This window comes from Desulfosarcina sp. (assembly GCF_046496365.1).
GTDB lineage: Bacteria > Desulfobacterota > Desulfobacteria > Desulfobacterales > Desulfosarcinaceae > Desulfosarcina.
On record NZ_JAWOHB010000058.1, the window covers coordinates 52,561 to 72,816 of the forward strand.

General features: G+C 56.6%; 14 protein-coding genes. 11 read left to right on the top strand and 3 right to left on the bottom strand.

The window, feature by feature from the left end; genetic code table 11:
• Positions 1–34 precede the first annotated feature (34 nt).
• Positions 35–4,213, bottom strand: coding sequence for a PEP/pyruvate-binding domain-containing protein (locus R6V78_RS04795; protein ID WP_410288196.1), 4,179 nt, complete (start codon positions 4,211–4,213; stop codon positions 35–37).
• A gap of 319 nt (positions 4,214–4,532) precedes the next feature.
• Between R6V78_RS04795 and R6V78_RS04800 the strand changes: the two genes are divergently transcribed.
• The 7 genes from R6V78_RS04800 to R6V78_RS04830 all read left to right on the top strand — a co-directional run bounded on the left by R6V78_RS04800 (position 4,533) and on the right by R6V78_RS04830 (position 11,550).
• On the top strand, positions 4,533–6,779 hold the full coding sequence (locus tag R6V78_RS04800; RefSeq protein WP_410288197.1) for a hypothetical protein: 2,247 nt from the start codon (positions 4,533–4,535) through the stop codon (positions 6,777–6,779).
• Positions 6,780–7,062: 283 nt separating this feature from the next.
• Positions 7,063–7,917, top strand: a complete 855-nt coding sequence (locus tag R6V78_RS04805) for an ATP-binding protein (protein WP_410288198.1) — start codon at positions 7,063–7,065, stop codon at positions 7,915–7,917.
• Positions 7,914–8,789 carry a P-loop NTPase gene (locus R6V78_RS04810; RefSeq protein WP_410288199.1) on the top strand — a complete coding sequence of 292 codons (876 nt, stop codon included), beginning with the start codon at positions 7,914–7,916 and terminating at the stop codon, positions 8,787–8,789. The genes R6V78_RS04805 and R6V78_RS04810 overlap by 4 nt, the downstream gene beginning before the upstream one ends.
• A gap of 33 nt (positions 8,790–8,822) precedes the next feature.
• Entirely contained in the window at positions 8,823–9,206 is a 384-nt protein-coding gene (locus R6V78_RS04815) for a NifB/NifX family molybdenum-iron cluster-binding protein (RefSeq protein ID WP_410288200.1), read from the top strand.
• Positions 9,207–9,263: 57 nt separating this feature from the next.
• Complete coding sequence (locus tag R6V78_RS04820) at positions 9,264–9,623, top strand: NifB/NifX family molybdenum-iron cluster-binding protein (protein ID WP_410288201.1); 360 nt, start codon at positions 9,264–9,266, stop codon at positions 9,621–9,623.
• Between the two features lie 346 nt (positions 9,624–9,969).
• A complete protein-coding gene (locus R6V78_RS04825) occupies positions 9,970–10,968 on the top strand; it encodes a YhdH/YhfP family quinone oxidoreductase (RefSeq protein ID WP_410288202.1) in 999 nt (332 codons plus the stop codon).
• A gap of 285 nt (positions 10,969–11,253) precedes the next feature.
• On the top strand, positions 11,254–11,550 hold the full coding sequence (locus R6V78_RS04830) for an antibiotic biosynthesis monooxygenase family protein (RefSeq protein WP_410288203.1): 297 nt from the start codon (positions 11,254–11,256) through the stop codon (positions 11,548–11,550).
• Positions 11,551–11,691: 141 nt separating this feature from the next.
• Here the strand turns inward: R6V78_RS04830 and R6V78_RS04835 are convergent, their stop codons facing one another.
• Entirely contained in the window at positions 11,692–12,054 is a 363-nt protein-coding gene (locus R6V78_RS04835) for an STAS/SEC14 domain-containing protein (protein ID WP_410288204.1), read from the bottom strand.
• Positions 12,055–12,326: 272 nt separating this feature from the next.
• On the opposite strand from R6V78_RS04835, the gene R6V78_RS04840 reads away from it, so the two are divergent.
• Both R6V78_RS04840 and R6V78_RS04845 read left to right on the top strand, forming a co-directional pair.
• Positions 12,327–13,394 (top strand): TIGR00730 family Rossman fold protein, encoded by a 1,068-nt coding sequence (locus R6V78_RS04840; protein ID WP_410288205.1) that lies wholly within the window; start codon positions 12,327–12,329, stop codon positions 13,392–13,394.
• A 73-nt stretch (positions 13,395–13,467) separates the two neighbouring features.
• A complete protein-coding gene (locus R6V78_RS04845; protein ID WP_410288206.1) occupies positions 13,468–14,997 on the top strand; it encodes an SDR family oxidoreductase in 1,530 nt (509 codons plus the stop codon).
• A gap of 8 nt (positions 14,998–15,005) precedes the next feature.
• Here R6V78_RS04845 and R6V78_RS04850 read toward each other — a convergent pair whose 3' ends face one another.
• On the bottom strand, positions 15,006–15,629 hold the full coding sequence (locus tag R6V78_RS04850) for a TetR/AcrR family transcriptional regulator (protein ID WP_410288207.1): 624 nt from the start codon (positions 15,627–15,629) through the stop codon (positions 15,006–15,008).
• A gap of 412 nt (positions 15,630–16,041) precedes the next feature.
• Between R6V78_RS04850 and R6V78_RS04855 the strand changes: the two genes are divergently transcribed.
• Both R6V78_RS04855 and R6V78_RS04860 read left to right on the top strand, forming a co-directional pair.
• A complete protein-coding gene (locus R6V78_RS04855) occupies positions 16,042–17,079 on the top strand; it encodes an efflux RND transporter periplasmic adaptor subunit (RefSeq protein WP_410288208.1) in 1,038 nt (345 codons plus the stop codon).
• A gap of 3 nt (positions 17,080–17,082) precedes the next feature.
• Positions 17,083–20,250, top strand: coding sequence for an efflux RND transporter permease subunit (locus R6V78_RS04860; protein ID WP_410288209.1), 3,168 nt, complete (start codon positions 17,083–17,085; stop codon positions 20,248–20,250).
• The last annotated feature ends 6 nt before the right edge of the window (positions 20,251–20,256 follow it).

The window sequence follows — 20,256 nt, forward strand, 5'->3', positions numbered from 1 at the left end:
AACAAAGCCGGGAATGGTCATCGACGGCGGGGTGTCAAGCTTCCCTGATCTTCATCTCCCCTTGATAAACCGATCCCTCCCGACCGTCAATGCTTATATAGTCTCCCGCCTGGATTGTCAGCCGATTGAACACGGCGGTTTTCTCCTTCTCCCTGCATACCAGACTGCCGCAACCCACCACGCAGGTCTTTCCCAGTCGGTGGGCCACCACCGAGGCGTGGCTGGTCAGCCCGCCCCTGGCGGTGAGCAGTCCGTCGCTGGCATAGATCTCCTTGATGTCGTCGGGAACCGTGTCCCCGCGAATCAGGATCAGGGCCCTGTCCGGTTCGGCTTCCCGCCAGTGGCTGATTTCCGCTATCGTGAAGACGGCCCGACCGCTCATGGCGCCGCCGGCTACACCGATGCCGTGGCCAAGGTAGCGATCTTCCGGGTCGACGTCGAGATCGAAGGTGAGTACGCTCTTGCGTTCACGGATGGCCATGTCCCGGGTCTGCAGCAGGTAGAGGTTCTCGGCCGTGGGACCTTCGAAGGTAAATTCCATCTCCTGCGGGCCCCAGCCTTTTTTATAAATGAGTTGGGAAGCCCATTTGCGGATGGCTGCATAAATGGCCGGGAAATGGGTTTCCAGGGTGATGTCGGTGTCGCGCATCTCGATTTCCTGCTGCTTGACCGAGATGGGCAGGGTCCTTACCAGGCCGGCTACCACGTCCTCCCCCTGGTTTTCCAGGCTGAAATCGCCCCAGGGACTCAAGGTGTCTCCGGACCAGCGTGGGTTGTGGGTGAAAAAAACACCCGCGCCGGCCTGAGGGGATAAATTGCCGAAGACCATTTCCTGTACGGTGACGGCGGTGCCCCAGTCGTCCGAAATGCCCATGATCTTCCGGTAGGTCTGTGCCCGCGGGGATTCCCATGATGCGAACACCGCATTGATGGTCATGAAGAGCTGATCCAAAGGGTCTTCCAGAAGTTCAACATCCGCTTCCTGGATGCGCGATTTGTAGGCCAGGGCGACCATCTTCATCTGTTCACCGGTGAACCCCTTTTTCAATGGGATCCCCAAGCGTGCTTTGAAATCGGCGATGATGGCATCGAAATCGTCGCGCGCCAATCCAAAGGCCATACCGTAGCACTGCAGAAACCGGCGATAGTTATCCCAGGCGAACCAGGGGTTTTCCATCTTGCGGGCAAGTCCGGCGGCGATTTCCTCATTGATGCCCACGTCCAGGAATGTTTCCATCATGCCGGGTTGAGAAATGGAGGCGCCGCTGCGCACCGAAAAGAGCAGGGGGTTGACCGGGTCTCCGAACCGCTTGCCGGTAATCTTCTGAAGCAGGGCGATATGGCGCCGAACCTGCTGCCGGAAATTTTTCTTTACCGGTGCAAAACCGTCGATCAGTTCCCGACAGCGAAAGGCCTCGGTGGTTACGATAAACCCGGGCGGCACCGGCAGGCCTAAATTTTTCAGCTTGAGCAGGTTCAGCCCTTTGTTGCCCATATAGATAATGCCCGCGGCACTGTTGTTGATCTGTTCCAGGCCGGTTATGATTCGCTGGGGGTCATAGTTGAGCAACAGGTGGAGCTTGCCCTTGGGGAGCATGTTGGACTGGTGGAACAAGGTGTTGAGGATGCGGGTCAAAAAAAGGTCCAGCTGCTGCAGGCCCAGGGAGGTGGTGATACGGTCCCTGAAGAAGATCTCGGACACCCTGTGCTTGAGTTTGTCCATTTCCACGGCAGGCTCCCGGGGAAGGTATTTTTCAAGGATCCGGTCGATGGGCATACGCCCGAGAATGCGTGTCAGGTTCTGCCCGTGGATGTTGTTGAAGTAGTCGTTGATGATATTCTTGACAGCCACGGCGAAGCCCTTGAAAATGTCCAGGTACTGGGTAAAGGTAAACCCTCTCACCTCTAAAGCATGCGCGAGCAGATCCAATTGGCGTTCGAGTTCCACCGAATAAATGCCGTCCAGTCTAAGGGCCTTGTCAAACAGGGTCAGCCGTTCATAGATGTCGTGGAAGGTTGCCCGGGTGATCAGGCCCAGGTTGATCTGATCCACCAGCTCTTCGAAGAGCACATTGAGCAGCGACTCGACCCGAAAGGTGAGCCCGAGTGCGTCGAACTTGCGTTCATGGTAGCTGCCGTACATGGAGGGGATGTCAATGGTGATGTGACGTTTTTTATAGATGTCGGACCGGATTTCGTAAGTATCCTCGGAGAGAATGATCGCCTTGAGATTCTCCAGGTAGTCCATCAGCATGAACAGGCGCCGTTTCAGATCGGGCTCGTCCAGGGCGACACGCAGGCTTTCCAGGTCTGCAAAAGACTCCCGGTCCAGCTGATCCAGATGGTGGTGCAGGGACCTGTAGTCCAGCTGATACTTGTGGTAGAGCAGTTTGTAAAAAGCGGCGATGAGAGCGACCCGCTCGATGTCGACGGCATGGGCGCCTGGCGCTTCGGACAGCAGGGCATGGATGCGTTCGTCATCCTCCACGAGCAGTTCATCGGGGAGCTTTAGGCCACGGGTTTCCAGGTGGGTGAACAGGGCATTGACCCCCTCAATGTACTCACCCTGAACGTCGATTTGCGCGAAGATGTTGGGGGGAACGTAGGGCTGCAGCGGGGCCTTTTCCCGTGTCTTCCAGAAGTGCAGAACCGCCTCCATGAACCGAATGATTCGATTGGAGCTCTCCACATGGCTCTGCTTGCGCAGAAAATGGATCAAGATGTCACGCCGGTGAGTGATCTCATCCAGCCGGGTGGAAATGTCACGCAAAACCCCTTCAGCACCGATGTCGTTAAAATAGGCCGGGAACAGACGGGTCAGCTGTTTGGCCAGATTATAAACCGGCCCGATCTCACTGTTGAGAAACCGGGTGATATCTCTGGGGAACAGGTCGGTGTCCTTGATGAAGATGCCCGATAGTGAGATCTTGATGATCAGACTGGAGAGCAGCCGTGAGGACCACTTGGGCTTGCATTCGATCAGTTCCAGCCAGGTGCGGATGTTCTGCAGGTGTGCCGAATTGACCTGGATCTGCCAGTCGTTGCCCACGCCGCCCAGCATGGGGGTCTGAAATCCCAGATCCACCACCCGATCGATAAAAAAGTTGATCAGGTCGATCTCATCAGTTTTGTAAACCCCCTGGCCCATGTTGAGGACGCAGGTGAGTGTGGTGGCCGGGAACTGCTCCGTGCGTGTTTTGAGAATGTATAAGGTTTTTTCGATCAGATCTCCGATGTTTCGATAGCTTTCATTTTCAATCAGCCATCCCACGGTACGGTTGATGTCGCGCAACGCCTCTTCATGGATCCGATTCAGGTCGGAAATGCTCATGATGTGAAAGAGAAAAATTACCTTCCACTGGTTGCCATGGCCGCTGCCGGTACCCGCCTCCAGGAGCATTTGCGGCATTTTGCGATATCTCTCGACAATGGTGCTGAAATCGGTCAGGCCAAGCAGCTGGTCAAATACCGACCTGGCGGCATCAATGGGCAGGTTCTCGATCTGAATCAATTCTTCTTTCAGGGCCTTCAGTACGTCATGGGAAATGTCAGAAAAACATTCGCGGACAGGCGTCGAATCCTGAATCCGGCCTGCTGCGGCTTGGAAAGATTCCCACGGGTCCTTCATGTCGCACCAGAAATCATAGGTGACCCTGCAGCTGCGGATCAACAGCCGGTTGACAACGGTATGATCGGAGATGGCCCCGTTGGCTTTATCTCCCAGGAGCCGGATGATGCGTTTGAGGGGATAGAAGCTTTTGACAAAGAGAAAAAACCGATCGTCCGGGCACTCGTAGATCCAGTTGAAGGCCGTGTTGAGAACTGGCAGAAATTCGGGCAGACGGTCACGGGAGTCGATGACGATCTGCTGCAGATACAACAGCAGGTCGTCGACTGCATCCGTGCGTACGCCGTCCTCCACGTCAGCGTCGATGACTTCGCAAAAAATTCCCACCATGGCCCCGGCGGCTTCGACGCCACGGGAATGCGACTGAAACAGGTGGAAGTAGTCCAGCGCATATCCCCGGGCCTCCCCCACGATAAACTGCCAGTTGCGAAAAGGATGGCTCAATTCCCGAAGGAAGGTGTTCACCCCCTCCATCAGGCCGTAGTAACGGGACATGACTGCCTGGATACACTCATAACGGGCATCGACGGTTACGTCCACATGGGTGCTGGCCAGGTTGGCTTCAAGGGCTTCGGATTTGATCATGGTCATATTCCAATACAACCTCTCAGGATTGCGGCTGGGTCACTTTCACCAAATTATCAAAGGGGTGCCGGCTTTTCAAGCGGCGCTTTGGCTGGGCGGTATTTTTATGATTTTTTTGCGAGCCCTGCCGGTCAATTTTCCGCCGACCGCTTTTCGATTTTCGTTTCGGCAAAACTGTGATATTTAACGTATGCGCTCTGGAATCATGGGGTTGGCCTGTCTGCGGTCGTCCGACTGTGATGGTTTGGCCGCATCCTGCCGACCCGGATAGGCACCGGGGATTGCCAATCTGCTTGCTTACGCCACACAGGTCATTGCCATGGATGATAAAGAAATTTACCTGGATGACGCCGCCAAACAGCTTTTTACTCAGATCGAGGGAATCGAAGATCACAAAAAAGGACGGTCGGCTGCAGAAATGATGGCCGAGAGCCTGGCCGAAGAACAGAAACAGCAGGACGTATGGCGGATCCTGCTTTGCGAGATTGTGCATCACATCGCCGGTTATTTTCAGCGCATGGACCTGGATGCACGTGCGTCCGAAGAGCGTCAGACCTTTGAACAATTGTCGGATACGCTGGCCAAACTCTCCCAACTGCCCCACGAGGCGGGTCGTATTCTGATCCGTTACCGCGGCCTTTCCGGCGACCGTGATATTCCTGAACGGCTGGATTTTGAAATCCTGTTCGGCCACATGGTCGTGGATCTGGATATGGTCCCCAAGATGATCAAGCGCCACGGGCATCTGCTGTCCCACTTGATGGGTCAGCTGCTGGATGCCTTCGGCATTTTTTCCGACCGTGGGATCAACAACCTGAACCTGAACCTGCCCAAAACTGACCCCGATTCCCTGGACCGTTTACGTCGCAGCCTCCACATCCTCTGCCGTCTCTACCGGGCGCACGAAAACCAGCGTGACATTGTCCTGGGACCCGGTAAAGCCAATCTGGTGCCCATGGTGGCCGATGAAAAGGGCAGCATCAGCACCAATCTCACCCTGGTTGCCGGCATTAACCGATTGGGTGCCAAAACCATGCGCAACCTCGTCACCAAAGTGAATGCATGGATCCAGAAAAAAGAGGAATCAGACGAAGGCTGTCAATTTACCAGTGTATACAATGCCATTTTCGGGCTGCCCAAAATCAGTGCGCAGCTGATTGTGCCGCCCTTGGAGATCAACAACCTGGATTGGCTCATGCGGGAAAAGAGCGAAAAAAGCTTTACCCGCGAGAAAGCCAAGGTCGCACGGATTATCGCCAGTGTGGAGACCTCCCCTGATAAGGCCGCCAAAGTGATCAAAAGCGTATACGGCGATGACTACCCGAAAATTTCTTCGCACCATCTGGAAGAGCGGCTGGGACTCTCATCCCATCTGCTGCAGGCCATCGACAATAAACCCAAAAGCGAGGATGCCCGGCGGGAGGTGCTGACCAATCTGCAAAAACGGTTGGACAGCGTGCAGGACGCGGTGTTTGACAACCTGTATGTCTCCCGTTCCGATGATGCCAAGCTGGGTGTGCGTGGCGTCATTATGGGCGCGGTACATCGTCAGCTGTTTAAAATGGTGTCTTTTTTCAAGGGCCGGTCCGCTACCCGTAAAAAGATGACCGCCATGGTTCACGGCACCTTCCGGTTTGAAGAACAGGATTACGAGATCCTGTCCCAGGATTTTGGCATCGAAATGGGTGAAGCCCGCCAACTGGTGGACGCACTCAAAAAGTGTTTCAGCGAAAAGGGCCGCTTCCTCAAACCGGCTTTTGCCGAAGGCCTTTCACGGTTTACCCGCTATGAGAAAAAGATTTTCGAGTTCTTGTGGCTGCATCTAAAAGATGTTGTGGCACCCGAAGACCGAACCGCATTTCTCAATGCCCTGCAGATGCTTGCCGCAAGAATGAATCAGCCCAAACGGGCATTCAAGATCCTGTTGGAGGATTTTCTCAAGGACCCCGACGATATTCAGTTCTCAGACGCCAAAGCCCTGATGCTGGCCAACCTGATTCTTCACGAATACGACAAAACCCTGGCCGATATCGAAATTACACCCGAAGATATCATTTTTAACCAGGCCGGCCTGGACAAGGAGGTGGCACGCTATGCCGCCTGGCGCATGGACCGCGAGCAGGAAGCTTTTTTCGACAAGATCCGGTCCATCCACCAAGCCCTGTGCGAAGCCCTGGAGTTTGGAATGACGCGCAAACACAGACTCTCTGTGAAGGATCTTTTAAGTCTGGAACGGGAAGTCTATATCTTTCTGTCCATGACCGAAACCAGTGTCGGGCGGTCGGTGCTGCGCAGTGCCGTGAACGAATACGGCAGTCCGGAATCCGATCTTTACTTTCTGAAGGAGAGCGATCGGTTCATGTCCCACCTGCTGCAGAATCTTCGGATTGCCATTCGTGGTCTGGCCAACATCGGCAGCATGGAGAGCATCCCCTCCCTGGAAGCCGTCAAGATCCGTGAAGAGGTCTTTCAACGCCTCAAGAAAACCAAGGCGCACCGCGATCAGTCACGGCTGATTTCAGAATGGGTGGACGAGGCGGTCAAAATTATCAAGTTCCGTTCGTAGGGTTCACTCCTCAATGGCACCTTGCGGCCAGGCGATCGTTTCCCGCCGTAAAAAGCAACCCCATTAAAATTGCCACCGATAATCCGTTCTGGGCATAATCGGTGGTTGCCTTTTGGTGCCATTGGCCCCACTCTTTTTGAGCATTCGCAAAAAACCGCTTGACGTTTTATGAGCTTATGCTTAAATTAACGCCATACCAATACGCGCTTGCGCATTCATCACCGGCCGGCCGATTGCGCGACATCAACCCGCGCCGACCTGTTGGCCAGGGAGATCAGACCCCATGATTATCAGTATCGCCAGTGGAAAAGGCGGCACCGGAAAAACCACCGTAGCCACCAACCTCGCGGTATCCGTAGACGGCCCGGTCCAACTGCTGGACTGTGATGTGGAAGAACCCAACGTCCATCTTTTTTTGCGACCCGTCATCGAAGAGACCACAACCGTGACCACGCCGGTTCCCGATATTGACCTGAAAAAGTGCAACCAATGCAAGCTGTGCATGGCCATCTGCCGATTCAGGGCGATTGCCGTTATCGGTGATACGGTGCTGACCTTTCCCGAGCTCTGCCACAGCTGCGGCGGGTGCATGGCCGTATGCCCGGAAGGGGCGATCACCGAGACGGGCAGAGAACTGGGTGTTCTGGAAGTCGGCGCAAAAAATGGTGTCGCCTTTGTCCACGGGCGGCTTCGGGTGGGCGAAGCCATGGCGCCGCCGCTGATCCGGGCTGTTCGTGCCCGGACATGGGCTGACGGCCTGACCTTGATCGATGCCCCCCCGGGAACCTCATGCCCGGTGATCGCCGCCATGAAGGATACGGATTTTGTTCTGCTGGTCACCGAACCGACCCCTTTCGGTCTGCACGACTTGAAGCTGGCCGTCGAAGCGGTGAAAATACTCAAGATTCCCATGGGGCTGGTGATCAACCGGGCGGATATGGGTGACGACAAGGTCTGGGCCTATGCCCGGTCCGAAGCAATTCCGATCCTTATGGAGATCCCCTATGACCGGAAGATCGCCGAAAGCTATTCCCGTGGCGACCTGTTCGCCTTGACCATGCCTGAATGGAAGGCCCGTTTCCGTGGAATGGCTGACCAAATCGCAACGCTTACCGGCAAGGGGGCCGGGATACAATGAAGGAACTCGTCATCCTGAGCGGAAAAGGGGGCACCGGCAAGACCAGTCTGACGGCATCTTTTGCCACCCTGGCAGCCGGTTGCCTGTTGTGCGATGCAGACGTGGATGCGGCCGACCTTCATCTGCTGATGCAGCCCGATATTCGCAAGCGAAGTGATTTCCAGGGCGGCGGTGTGGCCGTGATCGACCTGCAGCGATGCACCGGCTGCGGTATATGCATCGATATGTGTCGGTGGTCGGCCATCGGACCTGACTTCGTCGTGGATGAGATCGGCTGCGAGGGCTGCGGGGTATGTGTGGATTTCTGCCCGGAAAAGGCCATTGATTTCCCGACCAAGACCTGCGGCCAGTGGTTTATATCCGCTACGCGTTTCGGACCCATGGTGCATGCCCGGCTGGGCATTGCCGAGGAAAATTCGGGTAAACTGGTGACCCTGGTGCGTCAGCAGGCCAGACAACTGGCCCAGGAAAAGGACATTGATCTGATTATCACCGACGGCCCCCCGGGAGTGGGCTGTCCGGTGATCGCATCGGTTGGTGGTGCCACCAGTGTGCTGATTGTTGCCGAACCCACCGTTTCCGGAATCCACGACATGGCCCGGGCCATCGAACTGTGCCGGCATTTCAAGGTGCCGGTGATGGTGTGCATCAATAAGTACGATCTGAACCCGGACAACAGTGCCACCATCGAACGGATGGCCTCGGAGGGGGGCTTGCCGGTTGTGGGGTGTATTCCCTTCGATCCGGCTTTCACCCGGGCCATGGTGCAGGGAAAAACACTTCTGGAGTACGACGCCAACGGGTCGGCCGGCGAGCACCTGCGTAAGGTGTGGGCCGCCATTTTGCGGACACCGGCCATGACGGCCGAATAATTGACGGTAACAATAGAAAGGAACAAAAATACCATGGAAAACGGAAGAATCGCCATACCCTCGGTGGAAGCCGGAGGTCTTGACGGCAAACGGTCGGGGCATTTTGGTCATTGTGATACGTTTACACTGGTGGACGTCAAGGGTGGCGCCATCGAAAAAGTCTCCACCATTGCCAACCAGAGCCACGTTCAGGGCGGATGCATGGTGCCGGTGAACCTGCTGGCGGACAATCGGGTCAACGCCTTGGTCGTGGGCGGGATCGGCATGCGGCCCTTGATGGGGTTCCGCCAGGCGGGCATCGATGTCTACCATGACGATCAGCGGGCGGAAATCCGTCCGGTGGTGGAAGATCTGATTGCCGGCCGGTTGACCATGATTTCCGATGATCAGGTGTGCGGCGGTGGCGGCGGGCATTGATTCCCCGCCCACCGGCCCCGATGAAAATGAACAATTTTGAAGTATGGAGGAGGTTCCATGAAAATTGCCGTTACATCCACCGGGAAGGATCTGAACTCACCCGTGGATCCACGTTTCGGGAGAGCGGCCTATATCCTCATCGTTGACGCCGACACCATGGATGTCGAGGTGCTGGACAACGCTGAGAATGTCAATGCTTTCAAAGGCGCTGGCATCCAGGCCGCCACCATGGTGAGCGACAGGCACGCTGACGTTCTGCTCACCGGGTTTTGTGGCCCCAACGCATTTAAAACCCTGGACGCTGCACGGGTCAAGGTGGCCGGTGATGTGAGCGGCACCGTTCGCGAGGCGGTGGCAGCATTTGTGGCCGGGAACATCAAACTGACAACCCAACCCAATGCCGAGGGGCATTGGTAAGCTCGGCCGCTGCGATAAATTTTCGCAGGCGCTGATCCCACCTGTCGTACAGGGGCGATGCCCCCCGAAAAAAGGAGCTGATCCGTCTATCGTCCTGGATACTGAACCCATCCGGTCCGGGTTAGGCGTAGACGGATCGCGCCCCCTTTTTTCATGATTTGACGTGCGCCCTTCCTTGCACTATCCTCTAACCACAATCAGTTGACTGAGATCAGGGCCCCGGCAATAAATAATTCCACATTTGCAGCCCAGTTTGGGGTTCGCCCGTCCTTGGCCTGAACCCGGATCAACCCTTTCGCGATGGACGGAACCAATTCAAGACGCTTAGCCAAAGGAGAAAAGCAACATGACATCTGAATCATTCGACGCCTTGGTCGTGGAAGCCGGAGAAGACAAAACCTATGTCCGCCAGATCAAAAAAAGAGTGGTCGCTGATCTGCCCGACGGGGATGTGCTTATCCGCGTGAAATACTCCTCTTTGAACTACAAGGACGCCCTGTCGGCCGTCGGCAACAAAGGCGTCACCCGCAACTACCCCCACACACCGGGCATTGACGCAGCAGGAACGGTTGCCGACAGCCGGGTCGAAGCGTTCAAAGCGGGTGACAAGGTGCTGGTGACCGGCTACGATCTGGGCATGAACACGTCGGGTGGATTCGGCCAGTACGTGCGGGTGCCGGCCGGGTGGGTGGTCCCGCTGCCTCAGGGCCTTTCTCTGAAAGAGAGCATGATCTACGGTACCGCCGGCTTTACCGCCGGCATGGGCATCCTTTTCCTCACCGAACGGGTCAAACCCGAAGCGGGTCCGGTGCTGGTCACCGGCGCCACCGGCGGGGTGGGCAGCGTCTCCGTGGCCGTGCTGGCCAAACTGGGGTATACGGTGGCGGCCGTTACCGGCAAAACGACCGAGACGGCGTTTCTCAACGGCCTTGGCGCATCGCAGATTGTCGACCGGGCCGATGCCGCCGATGCCAGCGGTCGGCCCCTGCTCAAGGCGCAGTGGGCCGGGGTGGTGGATACGGTGGGCGGAGAGATCCTGGCCACGGCCATCAAATCCACCTATCCGTGGGGTACCGTCACCTGCTGCGGCAACGTCGCCTCCCCCGACCTGCCCCTGACCGTCTTCCCCTTCATCCTGCGCGGCGTCCGGTTGATCGGCATCGACTCCCAGAACTGCCCCATGGACGTCAGACTCAAAATATGGGAGAACCTGGCGGGTGGATGGAAAATCGACAGGCTTACGGGGCTTGCCAAAGAGATCGCTCTCGACGGCCTGGGTGAAAACATCGACCTGATCCTCAAGGGTCAACAGAAGGGTCGCGTGGTGGTCAACCTGGATGCATAAACCACCGCTGACGGCGTGATTCCCCCGATGATCACCGACCGGTATCGATCCGGCACGGACCGGCCGCTGGAAAACCCCAGTCCGCGGGGCGGGTGCAATATCCGTTTGACAATCCAGCCATATCGTCATTTAATGAATTAAATCAACGTTGCAACCGGCACCGGGCACGTTGTTCAACGCATCACCAATACCGCCGCCTGCTTTTCAATGGCCGCAAAACCAGTATTCGACACCCCGCAGCGTGCGATCGCAGGCGTTTGCACCCCACATGAAAAGGAGGAACCCATGAGCGTCAAAATATTGATCACACGAACGGTTCCAGGTAACAAGGGCAGGGAGATGCTCCAGTTGTTCAGGGAGATGCGCTCGCTTGCCACCTCCCAGCCCGGTTACATCTCCGGGGAAACTTTGAAAAGCAATGACCGCCCGGACGTGTTTCTGGTCATCAGCACCTGGGAATCCGCGTCGGACTGGGAGAAGTGGCTGCTGAGCAAGGAACGCCAGGCGATTCAGGAAAAAATGGACGCGCTGCTCGGCGGCAAGACACACTACGAGATGTTTCACTATGGTTTGCGGGGGTAATTCAGATCAACCAGGGATTGCGTTTCCGTATCCATATCAAATCATAATTGGGGTCCTGGGTCCAAAACGGCCGGCCAGTGGACCGGAGTCTGGCCGCTGTTTTGGGTCTTTTCACGGGCATCGCCCGGATTGGGTCTCCGGCTAGTCGCTTTGCATCCATCGGGTGACCGCATGCACCTGTGTCATCTCAAAAAATTCCATGCGGACACCGCTGAACAGACTGAATATTCCCACCCAGGTGTCTTTCCAAAACCGATCGCACACCACCGCCACTTTGTCGATGGCCTGGTCGTAGCGTCTTAAAAATCGCAGGTCGTCGTAAAAATCCTCGGCACTGTTAAGCGAGGGGTAGTGGCGCATAACCAGGACCAGACGAAGGCGGCCCAACTCGGCTACGGCCTGGTCCATGTCCCGGCAGATGGCATTGAATCGATCCTTCCGGATCTCGGACCGGATGTCGAGGGTCAACAGATCGCCCGAAACGGTGAACTCGGAAAGCCGCATGGCATGCCTCCTTGGATGGTAACGCCATTAACATAATCATTGTCAGGGGAGTTGAAACGCCTCGGTCCATTTGCGGTCCGGTGGACGGCTTCCGGCAGCGGGAAGTTCACGGTCCTTTCAACGTCCGCGCCCGAAGGCCACACGGCGCCATCACCAACCGATAAAGCCGACTGTCGTCCGACCCTGAGGGGGGCCAATCTTTGGTTGCGAATTGGGAAAAAACGGATACAATAAAGCTTTTATCAGCAACCACCAGCAAAGGAACCAAGTTGATGCCGGAAAACAGCTGCAAAGGATCTTCGAAACCCGTGGCGCTGCATTTTACGCGTACCAATGGACCGGTGGATGATGCCATCGACAAGTTGATGGCCCAGGTGGGTGACGTTGCCCACCCGGATATTGTGCGTGAAATTATCCTGGCGGGCCTGAAGGCCGGCCAGGAAAACGGTGGCCGCGCCGACCTGAAGCTGATGAACGCTTCCATGAAGGAAATGCGTTTTACCGCCAAAGTCTTTGGCCCCTACCGGGAGGTGCGCAAGGTGACGGTTTTCGGTTCAGCCCGGACCCGGCCTGATGCCCCTTTGTATCAAATGGCCACGGACCTCGGAAAAAAGCTGGCCGATGCCGGATTCATGGTCATTACCGGCGGCGGACCGGGGATCATGCAGGCCGCCAACGAGGGGGCCGGCCCGGAAAACTCTTTTGGCGTCAATATCCGGCTGCCATTTGAACAAAAACCCAACCCTGTGCTGGTGGGCAATCCCCGATACATCTCCTACAAATATTTTTTCAACCGCAAGGTGGCGTTTCTGAAAGAGGCCGACGCAGTGGTCCTGTTCCCCGGCGGTTTCGGTACCCTGGATGAGACCATGGAATCCATCACCCTGCTGCAGACCGGCAAACTCTATCCGCTGCCTGTTTTTTTGATTGACGAACCCCAGGGGACCTACTGGGATCGGCTGTTCAATTTTCTTGAAAACGAATTGTCCAGGCACGGCTATATTTCCCCTGACGACTTCGGTCTTTTCGAACGGGTAAATCGGTCCGGGGATGCCGTCGCACGGATCCACCATTTCTACTCGCGTTATCACAGCCTGCGTTATGTGGGCGATAAGTTGGCCATTCGCATGTCCACACCTTTGGACCCGGAGCAGGTGGGCCGGCTAAAAAAAGCGTTTGCGGATATTTTGATTCCCGGCGGTGACATGTATCTGTCGGGGCCGTTGGCGGATGAAATCAATGAACCTGAACTGGCCCACCTGTCCCGGTTGGTGGTGGATTTCAACAAACGGGATTTCGGGCGGCTGCGGAAATTGGTGGATGCCGTCAACGATTTTTAGGCCATGGACGGTGCTGACGGAGTACTTTTTTATTCCTTAATACTGTACAGATACAGAAACAGGGCGTGTGTTTATGGATTCATCGGCTAAGCCCATATTGGTCACCGGTGGAACCGGTTATGTGGGCGGGCGGCTCATCCCGCGCCTGCTGGCCGGCGGCCACCGGGTGCGCGCGCTGGCCCGCAGCCCTGAGCGGCTGCACTGCCGACCCTGGGGTGGCCATGCACGTCTTGAAATTGCTGCCGGCGACGCACTGGATCGCGATGCCTTCGTCCGGGCGGCAAGGGGTTGCGGGGCGGCGTATTATCTGATCCACTCCATGAATGCCCACAAGGGACGTTTTGCCGATGCGGATCGAAGAGCGGCTGACAACATGGTGGCGGCTGCCCGGCAGAACCATTTGTCGCGTATCATCTATCTCGGCGGACTGGGGCAGCAGAATCACGAAGCCCTGAGCCACCATCTCAAATCGCGCCACGAGGTGGAACGGATTCTTCAGGCAGGTCCGGCGCCCGTGACCAATCTGCGGGCGGCCATGATCCTGGGTTCGGGCAGCGCCTCCTTCGAGATGTTGCGCTACCTGGTTGACCGCCTGCCGGTGATGATCACCCCCCGCTGGGTTCGAACCCCCTGCCAACCCATCGCCATCGGCAACGTCCTGGATTATCTGCAAGGTTGCCTGGGGGTTGACCAAACCGTGGGCCAGACGTTCGATATCGGCGGTCCGGATATCCTGACTTACCGGGATCTGATCCACATGTACGCCCGGGAGGCGGGTTTGCGGCAGCGCCTGATCATTCCCGTTCCGGTGCTCACTCCCTGGCTCAGTGCCAAGTGGGTTCACCTGGTGACCCCGGTGCCGGCCTCCATCGCCCAACCCCTGGCAGAAGGGTTGAGCATTCCGGTGGTCTGCCGCGACCATCGCATTCGGAATCTGGTGCCGGTGACCATCATGGACGCCCGACAGACCATCCGCAATGCGCTGGCGCGTATTCGTCAGGAGCAGGTGGACACCTGCTGGTTCGACGGCGGCGGCAGTCTGCCTCCCGAGTGGACCACCTGCGGCGATGCCGATTATGCCGGGGGTACGGTTTTGGGAGGCGCCCACCGCATCGTTCTGGAAGGCGATGCCCGGTTGGTCTGGTCGACGGTCAGGACCATCGGGGGCAAAAACGGCTGGTATTTCGCCCAAAGCCTCTGGCGTCTGCGGGGCCTCTTGGACCGGATGGTCGGAGGCCCCGGCCTGCGGCGGGGAAGACGTCATCCATCGGATCTGCGGGTTGGCGACGGGCTTGATTTCTGGCGGGTCATCGCCTTGGATCCGCCCAAGCGCCTGCTGCTTTTGGCGGAGATGAAGACGCCAGGGGATGCGCTCCTGGAATTTATGATTTCACCGCAAGGTACGGACAAGGTGGAACTGAAAATGATATCCCGTTTCCTGCCCCGGGGCCTGGCCGGGATCCTCTACTGGTATGCCCTGCTGCCGACCCACCGGTGGCTTTTTGAAGGCATGCTGCGCGCAGTTGCCCGAAAAACCGGTCTGCCGGTCACACACGGGCCTGAAAAGGCAGCCATGACCTCCGCCCTCGAATGCCGCCTGTAGCACACGTCTCATTTGCCAACCGCCCGGATTCCTGCCAGGGAGAAGTCAGCAATATGCTGGGCCAGCCGATTGATCAATTCAGGGTTAATCGGCTGGCCCAGCATGTATTCAACATCGCTGTGCTTGACGGTCACGAACATTCGGCACTGATTGACTATGCTCAGTTCGCAGAACCGTATGGTCAGATCCTCCGCTCCCGGCCCGATGATGTCGCGTATAATCTCGTGCAACCTGCGCCTGCGCGGCTCGATGGTTTTATGCCATGCACCCTGAACCAGCCCAGTGGGATTGACCATCTCCATCAAGTAGAGGCGGCTGAACCGTCCCACATTCCCTTTTGCTGTAAAATTCCGGATCAGCGCCTGGATATAATCGCGTAAGCGGTCCTGCGATGAACCGGCAGCCGATTCGAAAAAAATCGCTACCTCAGAATTTTCAAGGGTGTACTGCCAGACCTCTCGGTACAAGCTTTTTTTGTTTCCGAAATAATAGTTCACTGCTGCCACGTTGGCGCCTGCCCGTTTACAAATGTCCGCCACCTTGGCATCGCGATATCCCTTTTGCGCGAACACTTCACCGGCTGCGTTCAACAGTCTCAATCGCGTTTCCTTGCCGTCTTCTCGTTTGGCCACTACATTTTCCCCAATTTCTTGTAAAAAAGGCTGTCATTGAAATGGATCTGACCCCAGGGCAAGGATTGCGTAAACGATTGAATTAATCATTTGCCTGTGCTACTTGTCTCAAACTTAAAAAATGATTTAAAATATACATTTCAACTTGTCAAATTCTAATTGTACAGCGCTAAGGAGATGGCTTATGCATAAGCACCCCAAAGGAGGGTCGAATATCGTGAGTGCGCGGCCTATAAGAAAAGATCCCAACCCAACCGACGCTGAGCGACAGCCTGCCATTGCATGTCTGTTTCTAAAGACGGAGCTAACCGGCGCTTTCAGCCGTATTTTATCTAATTTGATGCTTATGCTTTCGTTTTCAACGCTATTTTCATTCACTGCCGTTGCCGCTTCACCGGGTTCTGGAAGCGCCTTGCCCCCTCTGGTGACCGTGGCGCCGGTTGCCATTCAGGATATCAATCCGCCTGCTGAATACATCGGTCACGTTGAGGCTATTCAGGCCGTGGACTTGAGGGCCCGGGTCGACGGATTCCTGGAGCAGATAAATTTCAAGGAAGGCGACAAGGTACCTGCCGGCAAATTGCTTTTTGAGATTGAGCAGGCGCCTTATCTGGCCCAGGTGGCCGTCGACAATGCCCAGCTTGCCCAGGCCGAGGCGGAATTGACCCGAACCGACCAGCATTTGAAGCGTCTTCGGTCGGCACTTTCGGCGAGCGTTTCAGCCATGGACATTGACGATGCCGTAGCTGCTCAACTGCGTGCCGAGGCTCAGATAGCCATGGCTCAGGCAAGCTTGAATCGCTCGCTGCTCGACCTGGGCTACACCACCATCAAAGCACCCATCAGCGGACGCATCGGACGGACTGCCTATACCCGTGGAAATTTGGTCGGTCCGGCATCCAATCCCTTGGCGCGGATCGTTCAGGTGGATCCTATCCGCGTGGTTTACTCGATCAGCGACAATAACCTTGCCGCCATCCAGATGGCCATGAACGATGCCGTCGCAGGTCAACTGAGCCCCGCCCTGGTTCCCCGGATCCGTCTGGCCAACGGCACCATGCTCGACACGGCGGGCCGAATCGATTTTGTAGACAACGAGATGGATCCCGCCACCGGCACCATTGCGATTCGGGCTGAATTCGACAATCCCAAAGGGCTGTTGATTCCTGGCCAGTATGTCAGCGTACTGGTCACTTTAGCCCAGCCCAAACTGCTTCCAGTGATACCCCAGGCGGCTGTCCTGGTAAATCAGAAAGGCCGCTACGTGCTGGTTGTCGACAGTGAGAACATCGCCCGTGTCCGCCCGATTGTCATCGGACAGGCTGTCGGACCGATGTGGGCTGTGAAATCCGGTTTAAAAGCGGATGAGCTTGTCGTCGTAGAGGGGATTCAGAAGGTAGAACCGGATGCACCGGTGCAAATCAGTCCCAGCGGCGCACAGGAGAGCTAAGCGATGATTTCGAGGATTTTTATCAACCGGCCCCGCCTGGCGGCCGTCGTGTCGATTTTCATTACGCTGGCCGGACTGATTGCCTTGCTGAACATCCCTGTCGCCCAATATCCACAGATCACACCACCGGAGATCAGGGTTACGGCCACCTACCCTGGCGCCAGTGCCGAAGTCCTGGCCGACACCGTGGCTGCACCCATCGAAAAGGAAGTCAACGGCGTTGAAAACATGCTCTATATGTCATCCTCTTGCTCCAATGCCGGCACCTATACCCTTAGCGTTACCTTCGCGGTGGGCACCGACCCCGATATCGATCAGGTCAACCTGCAAAACCGGGTGCAGCTCGCGACTGCAAAACTTCCGCAAGCCGTCGTGGAGCAGGGCGTCAATGTCCGCAGGCGATCCGCCGATATGATGGCGGCGATCAGTTTTTATTCGCCGGGCAAGAGCCAGGATATGCTCTTTCTGAGCAACTATGTCAGCAACAACATTAAGGACAGCCTGGTGCGGCTCGAAGGCGTCAGCGATGTATTTGTCTTCGGAGAGAAGGAGTACAGCCTGCGTATCTGGATGGACCCAGCGCGCCTGACTGCCTTGGGATTGACTGCAGAGGACGTGATGGATGCCGTTCGCAGCCAGAATATTCAAGCCTCGGTGGGTGCCGTCGGACAGGAACCGGTGGCCCCCGGCCAACAGGTCCAGTTTACCCTTCGCGCCAAGGGGCGGCTGACGGATGTTGAGGAGTTCGAAGACATCGTCATCCGCGGCAACCGCCTGGGAGGGATAGTGCGGGTGAAGGATATCGCCCGGGTTGAACTGGCCTCGAAAGACTACGGTAGCCAGTCGGCTTTAAACGGTGCCCCTGCCGTGACGATGGCCGTCTACCAGTCCACCGAAGCGAATGCCCTGGAGACCATGGCGGCGGTGAAAGCCGAACTCAATCGACTTGAAGAACGGATGCCCCCGGATATAGAATACCGGGTGATCCTCGACACCACCAAATACGTCTCGGCGGCCATCGATGAGATCGTCATGACCCTGGGTCTGGTGTCTCTTCTGGTCATCGGTGTCGTTTTTCTTTTTCTGCAGAACTGGCGGGCGACGCTGATTCCGGCGCTGACCATACCGGTGTCACTGATCGGAACCTTTGCGGTTTTGCTGGTATTGGGATACAGCGCCAACACCATTTCTCTGTTTGCCCTGATCATGGCCATCGGTCTGGTGGTGGATGATGCCATTCTGGTGGTTGAAAATGTCTACCGGGTCATGCATGAAGAAGGCCTTGACGCCAAACCGGCGGCCATCAAAGCCATGAGCCAGGTCACCGGACCGATAATCGCTACGACATTGGTGCTCTTTGCTGTCTTTATCCCCGTCGGATTCATACCCGGCATCACCGGCCAGCTTTATCGGCAGTTCGCAGTGACCATGTGTACGTCGGTTCTGCTCTCGGCGATCTGTGCATTGACGCTGAGTCCGGCGATGTGTGCCACGGTGCTTCTCCCGCCCAAACCCCATCTTCGTGGACCGTTTGCCTGGTTTAACCGCACGCTTAATCTGGCCAGGCGAGGCTACGTCGCCGGCTCTGCCCTGCTTATCCGGCGGCTTATGATCGCCCTGCTGCTTCTTGTGGCGATTTTCGGCAGTACCTGGTTTCTGTTTTCCCATGTTCCGAACAGTTTTCTGCCAGAGGAGGACCAGGGGTATTTCTTCATGAACATCCAGCTGCCTGAGGCCGCCTCCCTATTCCGGACCAACGCGGTGATGCAAAAGGCGACCGACGAAATTAAAGGGATCGACGGGGTTGAAAACGTTATCGGTGTGTCGGGTTTCAGTCTGCTGAGCGGAAATGCCGACAATGTGGGCTTCGCCATCGCCATTCTCAAACCCTGGGAAGACCGAAAACGCCCCAACCTGCAGTTGGATGCGATCGTCGGGCAGGCTCAGGAAAGATTGTCCGCCATTTCAACCGCCAGCAGCTTTGCATTCGCACCGCCACCCATCCGTGGGCTGGGCACCAGCGGTGGTTTTGACTTCCGTCTTCAGGCCCGGGAGGGGCAGAGTCCTCCGGAACTGTTCAGCGTAGCCATGTCTTTGATGATAGCCGCCAATCAGGACCCGGTGCTGAACCGTGTCTTTACCACCTACACGGCCAACACGCCGCAGTTTTTCTTGAATATCGATCGCACCCGGGCTGAATACATGGGTGTGCCGGTAGGCAGAATTTTTTCAACGCTGCGCGCACAACTGGGTTCGGCCTATGTGAATGATTTCAACCTGAAGGGCCGAACCTACCAGGTAAAGGTTCAGGCCGAAGCCCCTTTCCGTGATTCGACGGCAGATATCCAGCGTCTTTACGTGCGCAGCAACAGTGGAAATATGGTTCCCCTCAAGACGCTGCTGACCATGGAACAGGTACTCGGCCCACAGCTTGTCAGCCGTTACAACCAATATCCCAGCGCCCAGTTCAACGGCAGTGCTGCACCGGGTTTTTCCTCCAGCCAGGCCATGGCAGCCATGGAGCAGGTGGCTTCCAGGACCCTGCCGCCCGGCTTCGGTTACGACTGGTCCGCCATGTCTTTTCAGGAGCGCGAAGCGGGGGGGCAGTTGGTGTGGCTGTTTGCCCTGGCATTGATTTTTTCCTACCTTTTCCTGGTCGGCCAATACGAGAGCTGGAATCTTCCCCTTGCAATCGTCGTCTCCATTCCGGTGGCGACCCTGGGGGCTTTGGCCGGGCTTTGGTTTTTACAAATGCCGCTTTCCATCTATGCCCAGATCGGCCTGGTGCTGCTGGTCGGGCTGGCCGCCAAAAATGCCATTTTGATCGTCGAGTTTGCCCATGATCGCCGAAAGGACGGGCTGTCGGTGGTTGAGGCCGCCGTTGACGGCGGACGAATTCGTTTCCGGCCAGTCCTGATGACATCGCTAACCTTCATTCTTGGCGTCGTCCCCATGATTATCGCCACCGGAGCAGGAGCCGGCAGCCGTCGGGCGATCGGCACAACCGTCTTTTCCGGCATGCTCGCTTCAACCGTGTTCGGCATATTTCTGATACCGGTGCTGTATTATGTCTTCCAGTCTGCCAGTGAAAAGGGGCATGCCTGGCGACAACGGCACAGAAAAAAAGAGGTGGCCGAAACGCTCGACCCGCACGAGGAATCGATTACATAAGGCAAG

Bases quoted from the DNA above. Each gene is read 5' to 3' on its own strand.
- R6V78_RS04810 (WP_410288199.1), top strand. From the start codon at position 7,914: ATGAAGGAACTCGTCATCCTGAGCGGAAAAGGGGGCACCGGCAAGACC.
- R6V78_RS04830 (WP_410288203.1), top strand. From the start codon at position 11,254: ATGAGCGTCAAAATATTGATCACACGAACGGTTCCAGGTAACAAGGGC.
- R6V78_RS04860 (WP_410288209.1), top strand. From the start codon at position 17,083: ATGATTTCGAGGATTTTTATCAACCGGCCCCGCCTGGCGGCCGTCGTG.
- R6V78_RS04820 (WP_410288201.1), top strand. From the start codon at position 9,264: ATGAAAATTGCCGTTACATCCACCGGGAAGGATCTGAACTCACCCGTG.
- R6V78_RS04805 (WP_410288198.1), top strand. From the start codon at position 7,063: ATGATTATCAGTATCGCCAGTGGAAAAGGCGGCACCGGAAAAACCACC.
- R6V78_RS04825 (WP_410288202.1), top strand. From the start codon at position 9,970: ATGACATCTGAATCATTCGACGCCTTGGTCGTGGAAGCCGGAGAAGAC.
- R6V78_RS04835 (WP_410288204.1), bottom strand. From the start codon at position 12,054: ATGCGGCTTTCCGAGTTCACCGTTTCGGGCGATCTGTTGACCCTCGAC.
- R6V78_RS04840 (WP_410288205.1), top strand. From the start codon at position 12,327: ATGCCGGAAAACAGCTGCAAAGGATCTTCGAAACCCGTGGCGCTGCAT.
- R6V78_RS04845 (WP_410288206.1), top strand. From the start codon at position 13,468: ATGGATTCATCGGCTAAGCCCATATTGGTCACCGGTGGAACCGGTTAT.
- R6V78_RS04815 (WP_410288200.1), top strand. From the start codon at position 8,823: ATGGAAAACGGAAGAATCGCCATACCCTCGGTGGAAGCCGGAGGTCTT.
- R6V78_RS04795 (WP_410288196.1), bottom strand. From the start codon at position 4,213: ATGATCAAATCCGAAGCCCTTGAAGCCAACCTGGCCAGCACCCATGTG.
- R6V78_RS04800 (WP_410288197.1), top strand. From the start codon at position 4,533: ATGGATGATAAAGAAATTTACCTGGATGACGCCGCCAAACAGCTTTTT.